The organism is Hoyosella subflava DQS3-9A1 (assembly GCF_000214175.1).
Classification (GTDB): Bacteria; Actinomycetota; Actinomycetes; order Mycobacteriales; family Mycobacteriaceae; genus Hoyosella; species Hoyosella subflava.
On record NC_015564.1, the window covers coordinates 4,430,620 to 4,449,283 of the forward strand.

General features: G+C 61.7%; 16 protein-coding genes. 11 read left to right on the top strand and 5 right to left on the bottom strand.

The annotated features are described in order from the left end of the window. Nucleotides 1–16 precede the first annotated feature (16 nt). From AS9A_RS20550 to AS9A_RS20570, 5 genes are all read left to right on the top strand, one after another. On the top strand, nucleotides 17–604 hold the full coding sequence (locus tag AS9A_RS20550; RefSeq protein ID WP_013809079.1) for a recombinase family protein: 588 nt from the start codon (nucleotides 17–19) through the stop codon (nucleotides 602–604). 637 nt (nucleotides 605–1,241) lie between these two features. After that, nucleotides 1,242–2,144 (top strand): hypothetical protein, encoded by a 903-nt coding sequence (locus AS9A_RS22930; RefSeq protein ID WP_013809080.1) that lies wholly within the window; start codon nucleotides 1,242–1,244, stop codon nucleotides 2,142–2,144. A gap of 148 nt (nucleotides 2,145–2,292) precedes the next feature. Further along, nucleotides 2,293–4,056: an Eco57I restriction-modification methylase domain-containing protein gene (locus AS9A_RS20560; RefSeq protein ID WP_013809081.1), complete on the top strand. Its 1,764-nt coding sequence runs from the start codon at nucleotides 2,293–2,295 to the stop codon at nucleotides 4,054–4,056. Continuing rightward, nucleotides 4,053–5,147, top strand: coding sequence for a BsuBI/PstI family type II restriction endonuclease (locus AS9A_RS20565; protein WP_013809082.1), 1,095 nt, complete (start codon nucleotides 4,053–4,055; stop codon nucleotides 5,145–5,147). The genes AS9A_RS20560 and AS9A_RS20565 overlap by 4 nt, the downstream gene beginning before the upstream one ends. Before the next feature lie 135 nt (nucleotides 5,148–5,282). Further along, nucleotides 5,283–6,014 carry an SOS response-associated peptidase gene (locus AS9A_RS20570; protein WP_041451259.1) on the top strand — a complete coding sequence of 244 codons (732 nt, stop codon included), beginning with the start codon at nucleotides 5,283–5,285 and terminating at the stop codon, nucleotides 6,012–6,014. Nucleotides 6,015–6,039: 25 nt separating this feature from the next. Here the strand turns inward: AS9A_RS20570 and AS9A_RS20575 are convergent, their stop codons facing one another. After that, a complete protein-coding gene (locus AS9A_RS20575) occupies nucleotides 6,040–6,420 on the bottom strand; it encodes a cysteine peptidase family C39 domain-containing protein (RefSeq protein ID WP_272942024.1) in 381 nt (126 codons plus the stop codon). Beyond that, nucleotides 6,417–7,172 (bottom strand): HlyD family efflux transporter periplasmic adaptor subunit, encoded by a 756-nt coding sequence (locus tag AS9A_RS20580; protein WP_158307392.1) that lies wholly within the window; start codon nucleotides 7,170–7,172, stop codon nucleotides 6,417–6,419. The genes AS9A_RS20575 and AS9A_RS20580 overlap by 4 nt, the downstream gene beginning before the upstream one ends. Before the next feature lie 161 nt (nucleotides 7,173–7,333). Here AS9A_RS20580 and AS9A_RS20585 point away from each other — a divergent pair, with 161 nt between their 5' ends. The 6 genes from AS9A_RS20585 (at nucleotide 7,334) to mftM (ending at nucleotide 15,587) form a co-directional block, all read left to right on the top strand. Further along, a complete protein-coding gene (locus tag AS9A_RS20585; protein WP_013809086.1) occupies nucleotides 7,334–10,081 on the top strand; it encodes an ATP-binding protein in 2,748 nt (915 codons plus the stop codon). A gap of 117 nt (nucleotides 10,082–10,198) precedes the next feature. Then, nucleotides 10,199–10,510: a hypothetical protein gene (locus AS9A_RS20590; protein ID WP_013809087.1), complete on the top strand. Its 312-nt coding sequence runs from the start codon at nucleotides 10,199–10,201 to the stop codon at nucleotides 10,508–10,510. A gap of 159 nt (nucleotides 10,511–10,669) precedes the next feature. After that, the gene (gene mdo / locus AS9A_RS20595; protein ID WP_013809089.1) at nucleotides 10,670–11,962 is read left to right on the top strand and encodes an NDMA-dependent methanol dehydrogenase; all 1,293 of its coding nucleotides are present in this window, start codon (nucleotides 10,670–10,672) and stop codon (nucleotides 11,960–11,962) included. A gap of 70 nt (nucleotides 11,963–12,032) precedes the next feature. After that, nucleotides 12,033–13,169 carry an AAA family ATPase gene (locus tag AS9A_RS20600; protein ID WP_013809090.1) on the top strand — a complete coding sequence of 379 codons (1,137 nt, stop codon included), beginning with the start codon at nucleotides 12,033–12,035 and terminating at the stop codon, nucleotides 13,167–13,169. Nucleotides 13,170–13,176: 7 nt separating this feature from the next. Next, complete coding sequence (locus AS9A_RS20605; RefSeq protein ID WP_013809091.1) at nucleotides 13,177–14,673, top strand: VWA domain-containing protein; 1,497 nt, start codon at nucleotides 13,177–13,179, stop codon at nucleotides 14,671–14,673. Next, nucleotides 14,673–15,587 carry a mycofactocin oligosaccharide methyltransferase MftM gene (gene mftM, locus AS9A_RS20610; RefSeq protein ID WP_013809092.1) on the top strand — a complete coding sequence of 305 codons (915 nt, stop codon included), beginning with the start codon at nucleotides 14,673–14,675 and terminating at the stop codon, nucleotides 15,585–15,587. The genes AS9A_RS20605 and mftM overlap by 1 nt, the downstream gene beginning before the upstream one ends. 68 nt (nucleotides 15,588–15,655) lie before the next feature. On the opposite strand, the gene AS9A_RS20615 is transcribed toward mftM, so the two are convergent. From AS9A_RS20615 to AS9A_RS20625, 3 genes are all read right to left on the bottom strand, one after another. Continuing rightward, nucleotides 15,656–16,504, bottom strand: a complete 849-nt coding sequence (locus AS9A_RS20615; RefSeq protein WP_013809093.1) for a 3-hydroxybutyryl-CoA dehydrogenase — start codon at nucleotides 16,502–16,504, stop codon at nucleotides 15,656–15,658. Nucleotides 16,505–16,630: 126 nt separating this feature from the next. After that, nucleotides 16,631–17,791, bottom strand: coding sequence for an acyl-CoA dehydrogenase (locus tag AS9A_RS20620; protein WP_013809094.1), 1,161 nt, complete (start codon nucleotides 17,789–17,791; stop codon nucleotides 16,631–16,633). An 89-nt stretch (nucleotides 17,792–17,880) separates the two neighbouring features. Then, nucleotides 17,881–18,561 (bottom strand): TetR family transcriptional regulator, encoded by a 681-nt coding sequence (locus tag AS9A_RS20625; RefSeq protein WP_041452314.1) that lies wholly within the window; start codon nucleotides 18,559–18,561, stop codon nucleotides 17,881–17,883. Nucleotides 18,562–18,664 lie beyond the last annotated feature (103 nt).

An 18,664-nucleotide genomic window follows, 5' to 3' on the forward strand; every position in this document is an offset into this window, starting at 1 on the left:
ATGCGACACTGTCGGGGTGAAGATCGGGTATGGGCGAGTCTCAACCGCGGAACAGAGCGTCGAGACGCAACGGGAAGCCCTCATCGCCCTCGGTGTCGCGGCCGACAAGATCCATCTGGACCGAGGCGTGAGCGGCCGTCGGCGTGTGCGGCCAGCGCTCGAGCGGGCGTTAGGCGAGCTGCGCGACGGCGACGAGCTCGTAGTCTCCAAGCTCGACCGGCTTGGCCGTTCGCTGCGCGATCTCCTCGACATCGCCGATGAGATCCGAGCCAAGGGCGCAGCCCTGACAGTCGGGCGCACTACCTACGATCCCAGCGATCCAGTAGGCGCAATGCTGTTCCAGGTGCTTGGCATGGCGGCCGAGTTCGAGGTCGCCATGAACCGCGAGCGAACCCGCGAAGGCGTCGCCCGGGCCAGAGCGGAGGGCAAGTACAAGGGCAGGCAACACAAGCTCACCACCTCCGACGGCGAAAAACTGCGACGGATGCACGCGTCCGGCGAGTACACCGCGGCGGAACTGGGACGGTTCTTCGGCCTGCATCGCACATCGGTCTACAGATACCTTGGAGCAGCCCCTGGGGGCGCCAACCCTGACCAGCAGTGAACTCGCGCAGTTCTACGATCTGCGGATCAGGCTTGACGATGACTCACGCGGGTCAGAGGAGACTTGAGAAAATCTCCCACAGAATCCCGCCTACACCAGTCCCGCTCAAGCCTCCGAAGCCCAAGTGGGCCAGCGCCTTTGCAGCGAGACGGCGTAGTCTTTTACGGTTCTCTTTGTCTTGCTTCACGCATGATTACCTCCGTCCTCCCCTGGTCAAACTGCGGACCGCGACCAAGGGTTGCGCACAGGTAGCACATACTGTTACTGTCACTTTTGTAGGAAAGATCGGTAAGGTATGGAGCACCTGTAAGTGCGGCCATTCCTTCCAGTGTACCACATCGTGTCCAGTCCACGCGGGAGCGCGTGGACTGGCTGCGTTTTCGGGACTGTCCGCCGCCTCTGGCGAGAGTGACCGGTCAGCTTCGCTGCGGAGACACTGTCGTTCGGCCCGCCGGCGACACAAGCCGGTAGTAGCGCCCGCTGCATGTGTGGGCGGTGTCCGGGTCTGGCCTGATCGACTGCCTCAACCTCGACGAGTCGGGGCTCGCACCCGACGTGACACCGTTTAGCGAATGCTAGATGTGTCGGAGTCAGACGGTAAAACTCCAGAAAACCTGGGAGCAGGAGATCTGGTCGAATGAACGAGTACAGCGCTGCGTCAGCACCCACCTACGGTCTGCAGGCGGCAGTGAAGTTCACGCCGCAGGAGTGGGTAGAGGCAGGAATGCCCGGAACAAGTTCTGCCGTTGACTGGTCCGCGTGGCCTGCCGCCGTCGCTCAGTTCGACCGAGAGCTCGAGGCCAACGCTGGCGTGCCGATAGGCCAGATCCGCTTTTCGCTGTCGACGGTCGCTTGGTTCTGGCAGTGCGAGAACGGTCACCGGTGGCAAGAGTCTGCGTACAGCCGTCGAGGGCGTTTCAGCTCCGGTCGACCGAACAATCGCGCCCGCATCTACCAGCGGGTTGCTGGCTCCAAGTCGGCATGCCGGGAGTGCACCTTAGATGAGTTCGCTGCCCGCTATAGCAAGTGCGGACATCCCTCCCGGGACATCTCACTCGTTTCCCGCCAGCCCACCTGGATCGTCGGGTTCTGCGACGAATGCCTGCATCCCGCTCCACAGATCGGGGACGCAGTCTTCGCCGACCATCACCTACCCACCTCCAAAGCGGAACTAGAGCTCCGCAGGAAGTTGTCCTTGCTACTCCCGGTCACACCAGCTGACGAAGCCAATGCCGTCATCGTCCCCCCAACGCCGTGGGGATCCGACCGTGTTTTCCCCGACATCCTCCTGGCCTCGCACCGGATCGCCATTGAATACGACTCCCCCGGTTTCCACGGAGATGCTCACGCGGCCGATGGAAACGACCCGGACAAGGACGCTGCTTTGCGCTCCGCTGGCTGGGAAGTCATACGAGTCCGTACCGGAGATCTTCCGCTATTTGGCCCCTACGACGTCGCTGCTTCGGGCCCGACACAGCTCGCCACCAACGCAGTGCAGGACATGGTCACGCGCGTCCTCCTAGAGCGCGACGACGCCTAGAGGTTCACCAAGGCTGCGGAGCTCCGGCCGTGCAAGCACCGGGGCGCCGACACCGCGTCCCGGGGCCAGTTGGCACGTCTGCCGAAGCTGCAGTACTGCGTTCACTACACTTTGGCGTGACCTAGATTCACCTGCGGAAGGAGGCGGCGTGTCAATCGTCACCGCTCCGCAAGGTGGACCGGATATGAATGACGCCATCCGGCTACGCCCACTCGGAGCGCGCGGTTCACGCAGCGACATCTCTGCGAGTGAAGTCGACCTGGCACCCACAGCCCTAGCGGTGTTGGCTGCGATCCCCTCGTGGTGGGAATCGCGGGCTAGGGCCGCGCATTTGCAGGGCGCCTGGCTCGACGTTCGAAGCGCCCTTGAGGCGCAACCCCCGGTAGAGCTTCCAGCGGCGCAGACGCCAACGGAAACACCGTGGACGACACTGCTCGCCGAGGAAATCGGAATGGCCTATGTGGACAGCTTGGCTGCATCGACGAGAGCCCGCCACGGTCGCCATTACACTCCCCGAGAGCTCGCCACGAAGCTGTGGTCGATGACCCGATCGGCGCTTGACCTGCCCGCTGTGCCGCAACGTTTAAGGGGGCTGGTGCGGGATCCCGCATGCGGAGCCGGCGCGCTTCTATTGGCTCCCCTCCGGGAGCATCTGCACGCCTCGGCTGGAGACGACCCCGAGTTCACTCTGGCAAGCATTGCGAACCTCATCGAGGGAGTAGACACCGACCCAGCTGCGGTCTGGATCACGAACGTCCTCGTGGCTGCCGAGCTTCTCCCCACACTGGCCCGGATTCCAGAGCAGCGGAGACGCCCAATCCCCGCAGTGGCACAAGTGGGCGATGGACTGCGTGCAGCTGACCGGCCCGCCCGCGTGGTCATCATGAATCCCCCCTACGGCCGGGTCAGACTCGCCCCTTCTGAACGTGACCGGTATGCGCACCTTCTTTACGGACACGCCAATCTCTACGGTCTATTTCTAGGGACCGGCATCGAATCACTGGACGACGACGGCGTTCTGACGGCGTTAGTGCCGACGAGCTTCACCAGCGGCCGCTACTTCGAGCAGCTCCGCTCCTACATCGGAGAAGTTGCGGGCCTTAGCGCAATCACTTTCGTGGAAGACCGCAGCGGCGTCTTTACCTCCGTACTCCAAGAGACATGCCTGGCCACGTTCGAACGGCGTCGACGCCGCACAACTACAGTCACCAGTCTCGGTAGCGCTGAAACCCCAATCGCACGAGTCAAGCTCCAACGTTCGTCGAGCCCCTGGATCCTTCCGCGTCGTTCCGATCACGCACCTGTCGCAGCGAGCGCTGCTCGCATGACCAACTCCCTTGGCAGTATCGGGTGGGGCGTATCGACCGGGCCGCTTGTGTGGAACCGCAGGAGGGCCGACCTGTACCCCCACTGGGGAGCCAGCCGCTCTTACGTGATCTGGGCTGCTGATATCGATGGTGGCCACCTGCATCGGGACGCAGCCCGAGACGCAATGCGATACCTGGCGCTATCTCAGAAGTCTGATCCCGCGGTTATGGTCTTGGATCAGCCTGCGGTTCTAGTGCAGCGCACCACTGCGCCCGAGCAACGCCGCCGCCTTGTGGCGGCTCAACTCACAGCCAACGATCTCGGTGCCAGACACGGTCGAGTAACCGTCGAGAACCACGTCAACGTCGTCCGGCCAATAGCGCCCAGACCATTGCTGACAGCCGAGACGCTGACTCGTGTCTTGGGCACGTCGACAATGGACCAAGTAATTCGTGCGATCTCTGGGTCTGTCGCAGTCAGTGCCTATGAACTCGAAGCACTTCCCTTCCCATCCACGGACATCGTCATTGAGTGGAACGAGCTCAGCGGCACCGAACTAGAAGAGGCCGTACACAACGCGTACTGCCCCCTCTTGGAGAGGTGAGACCATCGCGTCCCGTCATCACGCCCGCCCTTGCTGAGCAACGGCTCCGCCAGATTTTTCCGAGGGCAGCATTTGATCCAACGTTGTCTGCCCCGCTGGCCGCGATGGCGGTCTCGGCATTGCTGTACATCGATGCCGTTTGCTCCGACACTCAACCCGTCACCACAGTGACTTGGGCCAGACCGACGACGGTTATCTGGATGAGTGACGCAGCGCTCGCGCATCCTGATCATCAGGACCGTCTTGCCTGGCGCACCGCAGCGGCGAAAGGGCGTGCGCAAGTCGAAGCCCTGCTCGATCAGTGGGGAGAGCCGTTCCAGCCGCGCTACCGCGAGAACTCCCGCGAAACCCTCCGTGACGAGACATTCAAGCACTGGCACCAGCATGGCGCGATGCGCAAGCGCACTGATGTAGTGACCTCGAGCAGCAGCCCCCGGTGGGCACTACGCGACGACTTTGCAGATCTATTTGACCCCTCTTTGACCGATGACCAAGCCCAAGAGCTGGCAGAGCGATGGAGGGAGACTCACCTTGATCCCGGAACTCGCCTGCGCGTCGTCCACGCACAGCGAGCCGAACAATCGTCAACTGCAGTCCACGTCACTCTGCCTGATGGCACGCGCCGCTCCTTGGAACCAGGCACATCGTCCCTAATTCTCAAAGGAGTAATCGAGTCCTGGGCAGCAGCCCGGCTTACAACACCTGTAGTACTCACCGTGTCCGAGCCCGGCGACAAGGTCCACATCGGAGACGAGAAGATCCTCCAACAACTCGGCATCCAGATCGACGTGGCAAACGTGCTTCCTGACGCACTGATAGCCGACATCGGAAGTGATCCCGTACGGTTCTGGCTCGGGGAGGCGGTGGCGTCCGATGGGCCGGTCACCGAGGAGCGACGCAAGCTCCTTCTGCACTGGGCCAGCCAGCAAAACATCCTGCCTAGCTCGTGTTCTTTTCTCACTGCATTTCACTCCCGAAATGCAGCCGCCGCTCGTCGCCGGCTCAAGGACCTCGCCTCCGGCACATGGGCCTGGTTCGCTGACGAGCCCACCCAGGAACTCGCCTGGTACGAGATCAACCCAAGCAGCTGACGAGGGACGGACTCGCGGGACGACCAGCTATCGGGCGGGCTGCGGCGACATTCCTGCTAGCTGAGTGTTCCAATCAGCGGCCCAAGTGCACGGCCAGGACCTAGACACAATCCGTCGAGCGTAGCGTCTCATAACATGTGTGGTCGGTACTCGATAGCTGTGTCCGGTGCCGCCCTGGTCGACGTCCTCAATCTGGATGGGACGGAACCAGGATTTGAGTGGTCACCTACGTACTCGGTGTCGCCTCGCACACGGGCACCAGTGATTCGCGATCGCCTGATCGACGGGCACCGGGTGCGCGAAGCTTTCCTGCCCACTTGGGGCCTGCGGCCGTCGTGGGCAAAGGAAAAGGGCCCACGGCCGATCAACGCCCGACTGGAGACCGCGGCCACCAACGGCATGTTTCGCTCGTCGTTCTCGTCAGCTCGCGCCCTGGTTCCAATGACCGGTTACTACGAGTGGCAGGAAGCAGTCGAGGACGGCAAGACGGTCAAGAACCCCAGCTACATCCACGGTTCGCACGACGAGCTGCTACTCGCCGCCGGCCTGTTGGCCTTCCACCGCGAGAGTGACGAGGACGAGTGGCGTACGACGTTCACGATCATCACCCGCACGGGCGAGGACGCGGCCGGCGACGTCCACGACCGGATGCCCGCGTTCCTGACATCTGCGGCGTGGGACACCTGGCTCGACCCGGAGAAGGTCGACAAGGACCAAGCTACCGACCTGGTCGACTTGCTCGACGTCGAGTCCCGGACGGTTGCGTCGACTCTCCTGACCCGTCCGGTGTCGCGTTCGGTCAATAACGTGCGCACCCTCGATCGTCACAACCGAGGCCTGATCGAGAAGGTCGCCCGCCCCGAATAGTCGGGACGGGCGATAGGCATCGGGTTCAGTCAGCGCTGACGGTCCGGCGGCCGCTCGCGGGGTCGTTGATCCGGACGGACCGCCGGCCAAGGTGCTCGACAACGACAAAGTGGTTCTGGTTCCAGAAAGCAATCAACGGCAATTGGAGTTCGTGGAGGTCAGCGAACTCTTTGCGATACCCCTTAGCTTCCATCCCGTAGCTGCGTGCCGCTGACACGATCCGTAGCGCATCAACTCCGTTACGAGAGACAGCGCAGGCTTCGCGCACTTCCTGGAGCCGGGCCGGCGAACCGTGGTAGTTGAGGATCATCGTCAAGCTCGCGGCGCCACACTCCGCTTCTTCCATCTGCAGCACTGTGGGTACGTGAACGCTCCGCGAACGTCGCGTCCTCGCCGTGGCCGTCACAGCACGTACCCGATCGGGTGAGTCGTATCGAGGATGAGGGTCACCGTCGCGACGCGTCCCCCCTCGGAGTTTGGGTCTGGTGCCGGCAAAGATGCCCCGGGCACAGGTTCGACCCACACGCTGATGACTGAGTCGCTGGACACAAGTAAATCCGCGAGCGCAGCACTGCCAAGCGATGCCACGACCTCAGCGGAAGTAAGGGGCAGCAAACCCACCCGAGTCACAGAGCCCCGTATATCGGCACGGCCCGGAAACCGGATGACCGCCTCGGTTCCCGCTGACACCTGCTCTGCATCTGGCGGAGTGAGGAATAACCGAAGCTGGCGCGCCCCGTTCGTACGTTCGAGCGAGTACAAAGACTGGCCGGCCTGGACCGCTTCGCCCTGCTGGTCAGGCGCCGCAAGCACAGTGCCATCGACAGTCGCGATGAGAGTGAACTCCTCGCCTTCCACGCTGCGCACGACACCGAGCTGATCTCCCGCGGAAACGTCGTCACCCACCGCAGCGGTCGACTGCTCCGCGTAGCCGTCCACCGCTGACTCGACGCGGTAGACCGCACCGTCGACTAGCGAGACAGCCGGTGCACTGGTGGTGACGTCCACGCGGGCGGTGAGGCTCCAGGTCAGCACACCTGCCGCTAGGAGACCGCATGCCAATAGTCCAATCCAGGCCCGGATCGGAGTCGTCAGCGCTGCTTCATCAAATCGGTCAATACCGTCATTTCGCGCTACCTTTGGTGCTAGATTTTGCACCAGGTCAGGATTTCGCACATTCGCATGTGATTACTTCCGAGAAAAGTACGGAAACTTAGACGGCGGCTTACCTATAATTAATATGCTTCGTTCACTGGGAGCGTAGGGCGGCCCGATACCATGAAGCGACACATCTGCGCGGATCTACGTAGCTGCAGAGCATGAGCTCGCAGGTATGCCTCCGCCTATACGAGCGAGAGCATGAGCAGAACGCACTAGATGGTGCGTTCATTTCCGCCGCAAGCGGAAATGGTAATGCCGTCTTCATAATCGGATCCGCCGGTCTCGGCAAGACTTCGCTGCTCCGGTCAGCACAGATCCGCAACTCCCGTAAGGCCGAGGCGATCTACTATCAGGGACATCCGGTAGAGGCGTCGCTGCCTTTCGCGGTACTCGATCGGATGTTCGCCGGCATGACGAATGCGCTGAGCGCACCTCCCACCGATAGACTCGGCACCTCAGAGCACAGCCTGCTGGTGCACGAACTTGCTCTCCTAGAACTACGCACCCGCGCTGACCGCCCGACTGTGTACCTGCTCGACGACCTGCACTGGGCTGACAGCGACTCGTTGCGCATCCTCACCTATCTCGCCAGACGGATCAGCGATCTCCCTGTTTCGCTCATCGGAGCAATGCGATCCTGGCCGCCCGGCGCCTCACGCATGGCGGAAACACTCAACGCCCAGTCTGAAGCCGCACTTCTGCGGCTCGAGGAACTCACTTTCAGCGCTACTCACGACCTGCTCGGTGACCTCGTTGGGCGCGTTCGGGCGCCTCAGTTTGTCGGCCGCGCTTACACGCTCAGTGGGGGGAACCCGCTACTCGTCACGGAGGCGGCGCGCCAGGTCGCCGCCTCGGGCACGCTCCCACACGCCAGCGAACGTACGGAGGGAAACCTGCGGCAGACCCTGCTTCTCAGCCATCTTAGTGGGCTGCCCTCACAGTCCATCGTGGTCGCGGGTGCGTCCGCTGTTCTTGGCGCGCAAAGCCGGATTCGCGCTGTCGAGGAGCTATGCGGCTTCGCCCCAGATGACTTCGCTGATGCCATCGACTCGTTGCTCGCCACCGGAGTACTTACGTGTGAGGACGACTGCCTGCGATTCCGGCACGATCTTCTGGCCGCGGCGCTGCTCGACGAGATGCCGAAGGGACGATTGCGGCTCCTTCATACGCGCGCGTTCGAGTATTACCGGAGTTTGCAGGATCCGCACTCTGCGTCAGCGCATGCAGTCGCAGCATCCATGGTGGGTGACAAGCACGCGATCGACGCGTTGAAGGCTGTCGGGAATCATGCGCTGTCGACGGGAGCTGTCGGCACTGCTGTTCATCAACTCGGCCATGCCGTGCGATTCGCCGGCCAGCACGCGGATACGGACCTGCTCGTCAGCTACGGAGACGCACTCTTAGCCAGTGGCAATGCACCTGACGCGCGTACCGCGTATCACGATGCTCTTCGCCAGTTGCCTGAGGCAGGTGAGCGAATGCCACTCCTGGCTCGCCAGGCAGTCGCGACCGCCTATGCAGGCCGCCTCCGTGAAGCGCTTGGTCTGTTCGAACTGATAACGCAGGAGTTTGGAACGGCGGTATCGGCGGAGACGGGGCTTGAATACGCTTACACGGCATGGGTACTGGACGGACCCAATGCAGGGTTAGATGCGCTTGCGCGTGCAACAGCCGCGACCGAGGAGCACCGTGAATATGTGGGCGCCCGAATGCTCTGCCAACTCCACACCGGCAGGGCAGTCGACCTCAGCCAAATCGAAGACCTAGCTCGGGAGACGTGGCGGCTCGGGCAGCCTGGATCTCGGACCGCAACTGTTTCATTCAACCCCTTCCTGATTGTCGCGGTTTCTTATTACATGCTCGAGCGCTACACCGATGCAATCGAGGTTGCGGAGTTAGGTATCAACTACTGGACGAATGCTAATGCCCCCTTGTACGCGGCTGCCTTGCGCTTAACACGTATGGCAGCCCTCTTCAGCCAGGGTGACCTCCACGCGCTGATGCGTGACGCTGAGGAGGCAGCACCCGAAATGTCTCCACTGACCGAGCCATACTTCTGGATATTGCGGGCCGGGGCTCTGATCTGGTCAGGGCATACCGAGGATGCCGCACAGCTACTCAATCAAGTACCTCAGATGGTGGGCAGCGAGGCCTTTTTCGTCGATGCTTACCTGCGCGATGCCCGCGGCCAGCTCTATCTCGCAGCCGGCGACCCCGCTTCAGCACTTCACGAGTACCGGGCACTGGAGGAGAAATGTTTCCGGCTGGGCATCGGGCACGCGGGCTTACCCGCGTGGGTCGGCAACGCGCTAGAAGCGTACGTAGCAGCTGGGTGCCCGGCCGATGTCCGTCGTCTCGTAGCCTCGCTCGAAGAGTCGCAACAGCCCGGCCGCCAGAACCGGGTGGCAATGGTTCCACAAGCGGGACGGGCTGCTCTCGCTGCGGCAGCCGATGAGGACCGCGCAGCCGAGGAGTTCTACCAGAGCGCGCTCGCTCTCGACGTTGCGGCGCCCCTGGATCGACTTCGAATTCGCCTGCGATACGGCCGCTGGCTTCGCCAGCGGCATCGCACTAAGGCCGCGCGAGGTATTCTTGCCCGCGCACTCAGTGACGCGGACGCTGCTGGTCTTCACGGCCTTTCGACTGAACTGCACGGAGAACTAGTCGCCGCCGGAGGCCGGCGCAGGCGCAGCGATACAGCCGCACACCTTACAACTCAGCAGCGACGGGTTGCCGTGCTCGCTGTAGAAGGCACCACCGCCCGCGAGATTGCGCGTCAGTTGTCGGTTTCGGTACGTACGGTCGAAAGTCATCTCAGCGCTGTCTACCGCACGCTGGGAATTTCATCGCGGGCACAGCTGCGCACGATTACGCAAGACGGCACGATCGATCTCAGCGTCGACTGACCTGCCCATTCGGATAGGCAAACCACCTCTGCGAAGCGCTACCTTACTCAGCCCAGAAGGCAGGCGTGACCAGCTGAAATCAGGCGTTCACTGAAGGTACGGAGTGAGGAGGATCACATGTACGGCCTTCAGGTTAATCAGCTGGAACGCGACATCGAGAACGGGTTCGAACTCAGTCATCGCGAATACCGCTTACTGCGTCTGGTTGCGGCGGGGCGAGCAACCATGAGCTGTAGCTGTGAACCCGATCTGTACATCGACGGCCGGTGCTTTTGCGACCAGTTCGCGGTACACCGCTTGACGAGTGCAGCTCTTATTCAGCCTGCACGCAGCGGCGATCTCCACGACGTTGTTCCCGCACAACTCACTCCAAGTGGCTGGGCATGCCTGCACAACGACGTTCAGACATACCTGCCACCCGCCGCGTGAATTACCTGCCCGATCGGATAGTGCCAGCCCCTCCCCAGGGTTCAATCGCGATATCCAACCGAGCGGTTCTCACCAAAACCCATTCCCTCCACTGTGATCGGCGTCATACGTTCACTTCGCCGCCCGGACAAAACCAAATCCACCAGAAAGGGTCCTGACATGCAGGTAGACGAACTCATCAAGCCGTTCCCCATCAAGGAATTCCATCCATTCCCACGCGCGCTCCTTGGCCCCGGAGCACACGAAATCATCGGCCCCGAGGCTCTGAAGCTGGGCTTCAAGAAGGTCCTCGTCATGACGAGTGGCCTGCGCGGCACAGACATCGTTCCCAAGATCGTGGGCTCACTGGAACACCACGGACTCGAGGTCGTCCTGTACGACAAGGTGGAGTCAAACCCCAAGGACTACAACTCGATGGAGGGCGCGGCCCTCTACCAGCAGCACGGGTGTGACAGTTTCGTCTCCATCGGTGGCGGTTCCTCGCACGACGCATGCAAGGGCGCACGCATCTCCGTCGCGCACGATGGCCGCAACGTCAACGAGTTCGAGGGCTTCAACAAGTCGGAGAACCCCAAGAACCCGCCACACATCGCGGTGTCCACCACCGCTGGGACAGGCTCCGAAACGTCGTGGGCATACGTCATCACCGACACCACCACCGACCCGGACAACCCGCACAAGTATGTGGCTTTCGATGACGCGTGCGTACCGACGCTCGCTATCGATGACCCAGTGCTGTACTACGACTGCCCAACGGACTACACCGCGCAGTGCGGTTTCGACGTCCTGGCACACGGCTCGGAGCCATTCGTCTCGCGGCTGAACTTCACCCCGTCGATGGGCAGCGCCCTCTACTCGATCAAGCTCGTTGCCGAGAACCTCCGCCTCGCAACGTGGAACGGACAGGAACTCGAAGGCCGCCAGAACATGATGTACGCGCAGTACATTGCCGGCCAGGCCTTCAACTCCGGCGGCCTCGGGATCGTTCACTCGATCTCGCACGCGGTGTCCGCGTTTTACGACACTCACCACGGCTTGAACAACGCGATCGCGCTCCCACGCGTGTGGGCGTTCAACATGCCAGTCGCATACAAGAAGTACGCACAGATCGCCGATGCGATGGGCGTCGACACCTACGGCATGACCGACGTACAGGCAGCTGACGCCGCACTCGCCGCCGCTATCCGGCTGCTGCGTGACGTGGGAATTCCGGAGAAATTCACCGATATCACCCAGGACACGTACTCGAAGAACCGCCTCGGCAAGGGTCCGACCAAGTTCTACGAGAACGCCAGCGTCATCAAGGGCAATGACGAGGACGTTGACCGCGTCACTCGCCACGTTCTCGGTGACGCATGCACTCCCGGCAACCCGAAGGAATGCACGTTCGAAACTGTGCGGCCAGTGGTCGAGCACAGCATGAACGGCGACCTGGACGACCTGCTCAGCTAACCCAGACCGGGCTGCGGGCGGACGCTGACTCCCCGCCCGCAGCCTGTTCCAACCTTGTAAGGGACGCCCCATGACCTTCGATGAACCTGAGTTCGCCACCGTTGACGACGTGACAACAGCGCTCGAATCGACCGGGTACATTGCGGACAAGCAGCTCGCGACAACATTGTTCCTGATGATGCGCCTCAGCAAGCCGCTGCTCATCGAAGGTCCTGCGGGCGTCGGCAAAACCGAGCTGGCGAAGTCACTCGCGGCGATCACCGGACGACGACTGGTCCGCCTGCAGTGCTACGAAGGCCAGGACGAAACCAAAGCACTGTACGAATGGGACTACGGCAAACAGTTGCTCTACACCCAGATCTTGCGTGACAAAATCGGCGAGATCATCGCAGATGCCGAGGATATCGAAACTGCTGTCGACCGGATCAGCGCCCAGGACAGCGTCTTCTTCTCGACGCGATTCTTGAGTTCCCGGCCGATCCTCGAAGCTGTACAGTCCGACGAGCCGGTCGTGCTGCTCATCGACGAAGTAGACCGCGCTGACGAAGCGCTCGAAGCGGTACTCCTCGAAATGCTCGGTGAATACCAGATCTCGATACCGGAACTAGGGACAATTCAGGCCAAGCACCCGCCCATGGTGATTCTGACCTCGAACAACACACGCGATCTCGCTGAAGCTCTGAAGCGGCGCTGTCTGCACCTATTCGCGGACTATCCGACTGCCGAGCGTGAGCTGGAGATCGTCCGCACCAAAGAGACCGGTCTCGACGACGTGCTCGCCGAAAGCCTCGTTGAACTCGTACGCGGGCTACGGAATCTCGACCTTCGGAAGGCGCCGAGCATTTCGGAAACCGTCGACTGGGCCAGGACCCTCGCAGTGCTGGGAGCCACGTCCCTCTCTGAGGAACTGCTGCGCGAGACCATGTCGGTCGTCGTCAAGTACGAGAAGGATTTGAAGGCCGCCCAGGCCGCGCTGCCCCATTTACTCAACCCTGAAATGCACCCCGTGCCGAGCCCAGCTGCCCCGACGAACAGCCACGTTGTCGATTTCGATGATGGCCGCAGCGTCCGGGCGCTGAAAGACCACCCGGGGCGCTTCACAAACGGTTATTACGGCACACCCAGTGCGTCCAAAACGCCCGCGCCCGCGTCGGTAACCAGCAGTCAGGGCTCGCGCTCGTTCGCCCGGCGCCGCGGAGCGAAGTGAGTGTCTGATGAACGCTTCGGTACAGGCCTTCGCGGCGATCTTGCGGTCCCGGGGCATGCGCATCTCGGTACCTGATGTGCTTGATGCGATTCGCTGCGCGATGCAGCCCGGGATGCTCGCAGACCGCGAAACGTTGCGCTGCGCGCTGAAAGCCGCACTGCTCAAACAACAGCGCGATACCCCGGAGTTCGATGAGGTATTCGATGCGTTCTTCGGGCTTGCCGATTCGCGCCCCGCGCCGTCGCAGCCTGAGTCCGTTGGCCTCGCGGAGCAGACTGCGGACAGCGATGCCACCACAGATGCTTCCGCCGCGGCACATGCACCTTTCGTGCTCTCTGATGACGCTTCTGCAAGCCCGCTCGCGGAAGGCCCGGCGCCAGAGGACGTCCACGACTTCTTCGACACCGATGACCTTGCTTCTCGGCACAATCTCACTGAAGACGAGGGCATGATCGATCTGTCATCTCCGAGTGATGAGATGGCGTTTTCACAGAATAACCAGGCGACCGGTGAAGCGGGTTTCCGGATCCAGTTGGACACGGACCGGCTGCACACTTCGGGCGCCGCGGGGCAGTTGTCGGCGGCACAAGGAACAAGTGTCAGCACTGGCCTGAGCGCTGAGGAGACCGATACGCTGCTTGATTGGCTTGGCCCACAGCATGATTCCGCCGGGGCTGAAGCAGCTGATATTCGTGGTGACCTTTCCGCTGCGCTGAAGCGTCACGCCGAGGCGCTTCTCGCGTTGCAGCGCCCAGGTGAAGACTGGCGCCGCAGTGCCGTCGAGCACATCGATGAGCAGCAGCAACGGGAGCTCGACCAGACGCTTCGGCGGCTCGCGCAGACAATACGTGGCGCTCCAACGCATCGCCGCACTGTCTCACAGCGAGGATGCATACATGCCGCACGAACTATGCGACGCAGCATGCGATTTGGTGGGGTCCCCTTCACGCCGGTGACGGTCTCGCGCCGCGATGACCGCGCACACCTCGTCGTGCTCGCCGACATCAGCCTGTCAGTCCGAGCGACCACGCGCTTCACTCTCACGGTGCTCCACGGACTTTCCGATCTGTTCCGGCAAGTACGTTCGTTCGTCTTCGTTGCTGATGTCACCGAAACGACCGAGCTTTTCGCAGAGTACCGCGATGACGCACTCGAATTCATCATCGGTGGCGACGTAATCGATCTCGACGCGAACTCCGACTACGGGATGGTATTCCGGACGATGCTGTCAGAGCACTCTTCTGCGATCAACCGGAAAACCACGCTCCTGGTGCTCGGTGATGGGCGCAGCAATGGGAACGACCCTGGTGTCGCGGAATTCGGGGAACTGGCCCGGCGTGCCCGCGAAACTATCTGGCTCTCACCGGAACCGCGCTACAGCTGGCGTCTCGGGCACTCAGCGATGCCGCAGTATGAGGACCTCTGCGACCGCGTGCGGATAGTGCGCAATCTTCAGCAGCTCGAACATGTCGCGCTCGATCTCGCAGGGAAAGAAGGCCGGTAATGACGACATCGATCGCCGACACCAGACACATCGATCCGCTGGCACCACAACGGCCATTTGAGTACGACGATGGTGTGGTTCGCGTCTGCCATCTCGAGCACCGCTGGGGACGCAATGACTGCGCTCCGATGATCGCGCGGACACAGCACTTTCATGTGTGCACGGTGTCGGGCCGCCTAGAGATACGGCACTGGCTCAGCGCTGAAGAGATCGACAATGACCTCACAGGCCTGTTGCTCGATGAACTCTTCACACCGGGCCTCCTCAGCGGCACCGGCATGTTCGAGCGAGTGTTCACAGGAGTGATTCGGTCCACGGTTCCTGACGCCCTGGATGCATGGAACTCCTTCTACCGCAACACTCTCTGCAAGGTTCGCGCATGCTGGCAACATCCTGGGGCGGGCGGAGGCCAGATCTCCGACATGGCACCCGTTTATAGCCGCGCGCTGCGGCTGGTCCCGCCGGGCCGCGTGCTCGACTTGGGCTCGTGTTTCGGTTTCTTCCCAATGCTGCTCGCGGAAACTGGCCGGCATCACGTCACTGCCTCCGATGTTGTCGGCGGCAGCATGGAATTACTCAGCCAAGTCGTTACAGGGCGCTGCACGCCGCTCGACACATTGGTGTGCGACGCTGCATCGGTCCCGATGCCAGACAATTCGTTCGACACTGTCACCCTCTTGCACCTCATCGAGCACTTGCCGCACGACCATGCGCGCGCAGTAATTCATGAGGCGGTCCGGCTGGCTTCGAAGTGGGTGGTCATCGCAGTGCCGTTCGAAGATGAACCAGACCCGGCGTACGGACACATCCAGGCGTTCAACATACGAGAACTCCGCGCCCTCGGACATGAGGCAGGAAGGCCATTCACTGTGTCGGAGTATCACGGTGGCTGGCTGATACTTGACACCGAGTAACGGCCATAAAGCAATGTAGCCAGAACCACCGCGCAGGTGGGTCTGGCTACATCGGCGGCTTCAGCCGATCAGCTGTAGTCGTAGAAGCCCTTGCCGGCCTTCCGACCGAGGCGTCCTGCCTCAACCATGCGGCGCAGCAGCGGCGGCGGCACGAGGTGCGGCTCACCGAATTCGTCGTACAGCGACTGCGCGGCCGCGAGCGTGACGTCGAGCCCCACCATGTCGATCAGGGTGAGTGGACCCATCGAGTAGCCCGCGCCTGCCTTCATCGCGGCGTCGATGTCTTCCTTGCTGGCGTATCCCGTTTCCAGCATCCGCACAGCCGAAGTCAGGTACGGAATCAGCAGCGCGTTGACGATGAAACCGGCACGGTCACCGACTCGCACAACGGTTTTGTTCAGCACGTCCTTCGCGTAGCTGAAGACGGCGTCAGTAGTCGTTTCATCAGTGGTGAGCGCCTCGACGATTTCCACGAGCGGCATCAGCGGAACTGGGTTGAAGAAGTGCATGCCGACAACCTGGCCGGGCCGCTGCGTCGCCTGCGCCATCTTGATGACGGGGATCGACGAGGTGTTAGTCGCGAGGATGCCTTCAGGCTTGACCACTTTGTCGAGCGTGGCGAAGATCTCAGTCTTCAGCGACTCGACTTCGGGGGCCGCCTCGATTACGAGGTCACGATCGGCGAGGTCGTCAACATCGATGGTGACACCGAGGCGACCCAAAGCCGCATCCGCTTCCTCCTGGCTGCGCTTCCCAGCTTTGACGCTGCGCGCAATCGACTTCTCGAACCGGGCCACTGCGCCGTCCGCGAACTCCTGCTTGGTCTCGAGGATGAGGACCTCGCTACCGGCTGCGGCGCAGACCTCTGCGATGCCTGCACCCATAGTGCCGCCACCGATGACACCAATTTTCTGCACTGACCCTCCTATTGTTCGATTCCAGCTCTTTGCACTTGCGGCGAATCTGCCTGCGGAAGTCACTTATATGAGCCGAAGAACAGGCTATCTGTTGACGTGCGCAGACAGATTCTGGGGAGGGTTGCGTCAGCGCAGAAGCGCGCGGGACATGACCATGCGCTGGATCTGGTTGGTGCCCTCGTAGATCTGGGTGATCTTAGCGTCACGCATCATACGTTCGACAGGGAAGTCCGTGGTGAAGCCCGCGCCGCCAAAGAGTTGCACGGCGTCAGTGGTGACCTCCATCGCCACGTCTGAAGCGAAGCACTTCGCGGCGGCGGAAATGAAGCCGAGGTTCGCCTCGCCTCGCTCCGCGCGCGCTGCCGAGCTGTACACCATCAGACGGGCTGCTTCGATTTTCATTGCCATGTCGGCGAGCATGAACTGCACACCCTGGAAGTTGCTGATCGACTGACCGAACTGCTTGCGATCCTTGGTGTAATCGATCGCAGCGTCCAGCGCGCCCTGCGCGATACCGACGGCTTGCGCGCCGATTGTGGGGCGAGTGTGGTCGAGAGTCTGCAGCGCGGTTTTGAATCCGGTGCCAGGCTCGCCGATGATCCGGTCCCCGGGGACGCGACAGTTCTCGAAGTACAGCTCCGCCGTCGGGGAACCTTTGATGCCGAGCTTCTTTTCCTTCGGCCCGACTGTGAAGCCTTCGTCGTTTTCGTGGACCATGAACGCGGAGATTCCGTTTGCGCCTTTCTCGGCGTCAGTCACGGCCATCACGGTGTACCAGGAGGACTTGCCGCCATTGGTGATCCAGCATTTCGACCCATTGATGATCCAGTCGTCGCCGTCTTGCTTCGCGCGGGTACGCATCGATGCAGCATCGGAGCCAGCCTCACGCTCGGAAAGGGCGTACGAGGCCATTGCCTCACCGGAAGCGAGCTCCGAGAGAACCTGCTTTTTGAGTTCTTCAGAACCCTTCAGGATGAGGCCCATAGTGCCCAGTTTGTTGACCGCGGGAATCAGCGATGACGAGCCGCAGACACGGGCAACTTCTTCGATAACGATGCACGTGGCAACCGAGTCTGCGCCCTGGCCGCCGTACTCCTCGGGAACGTGTACTGCGTTGAAGCCGGATGTTGTGAGCGCTGCTAACGCTTCTTCAGGGAACCTCGAGTGCTCATCAACATCCTTTGCATACGGGGCGATCTCCTTTTCCGACAGCGCTCGGATCGCCGCGCGAAGCTCGTCATGCTCCTCGTTCAGCTTGAAGAGGTCAAAATCGGGGTTGCCAGCCATGATGTGGATTCACTCCCTCGTGTGCGGCACTCAGTGCCAGTACAGCTACCACTAGACAGTGAAACACGGCACTCAGTGCCAGTCAAGGGTCAGCGGCCGTTGGTCTCGATCTGGCGCCGAACAGCCTCGGCAATCACGTCTGCCGGGGTGCCCGCAGGGAACTTCGCCACCACGACCTCCTGGTCGGTGCCACTCCCTGACGCAAAGCCGTACGTCTTGCGCAGGTCCGCGAGAGCCGCATCAAGAGACTCGACCGTCGCGTCCGCATCGCCGCGAATCATCGCGCGCAGGAGATAGTTGTGGCATGCAGTGACAGCTGCGGCGTAGCCGACGATCTTGAGGACACTCTCAGCAGGCCGTGCCTCACGCAGGTAATCGATGAAGATGCGTTCATAACTGTGGACCGTCACAAGCTCGCGGTCGCGCAGCGCGGGCACAAGCTGGACGACGCGATATCGCCGTAGCGAAAGGTCTCGGCTCTCCTGGAAGTGAGCAAATACCAGCCTCGCGGCATCGCAGATCGCTGCCCACGGATCTCGGTGATCAGTGGCGAGATACTGCTTCACCTCATCAAGCAGTTGCTCATGGTCGGCGAAGATCACATCTTCTTTCGACCGGAACTGCCGAAAAAACGTTCGCCGCGAAATGCCCGCTGCCGCGGCGATCTCGTCGACCGTCGTCGCTTCATACCCGCCTTCAGCAAAGCGATCGATCGCCTCAGCGACGACACGCACACGGAAGCTTCCAGGTACGTCGCCACGTTCAGTCATGGGTGCAAGTATCACACTGCCGCGGTAGGCCACCAGAAATCCAGCTGTGGAGGTCATTAGAACTGCCCTAAATCGGGCTGTTTTATTGACCTCCACAGATGGA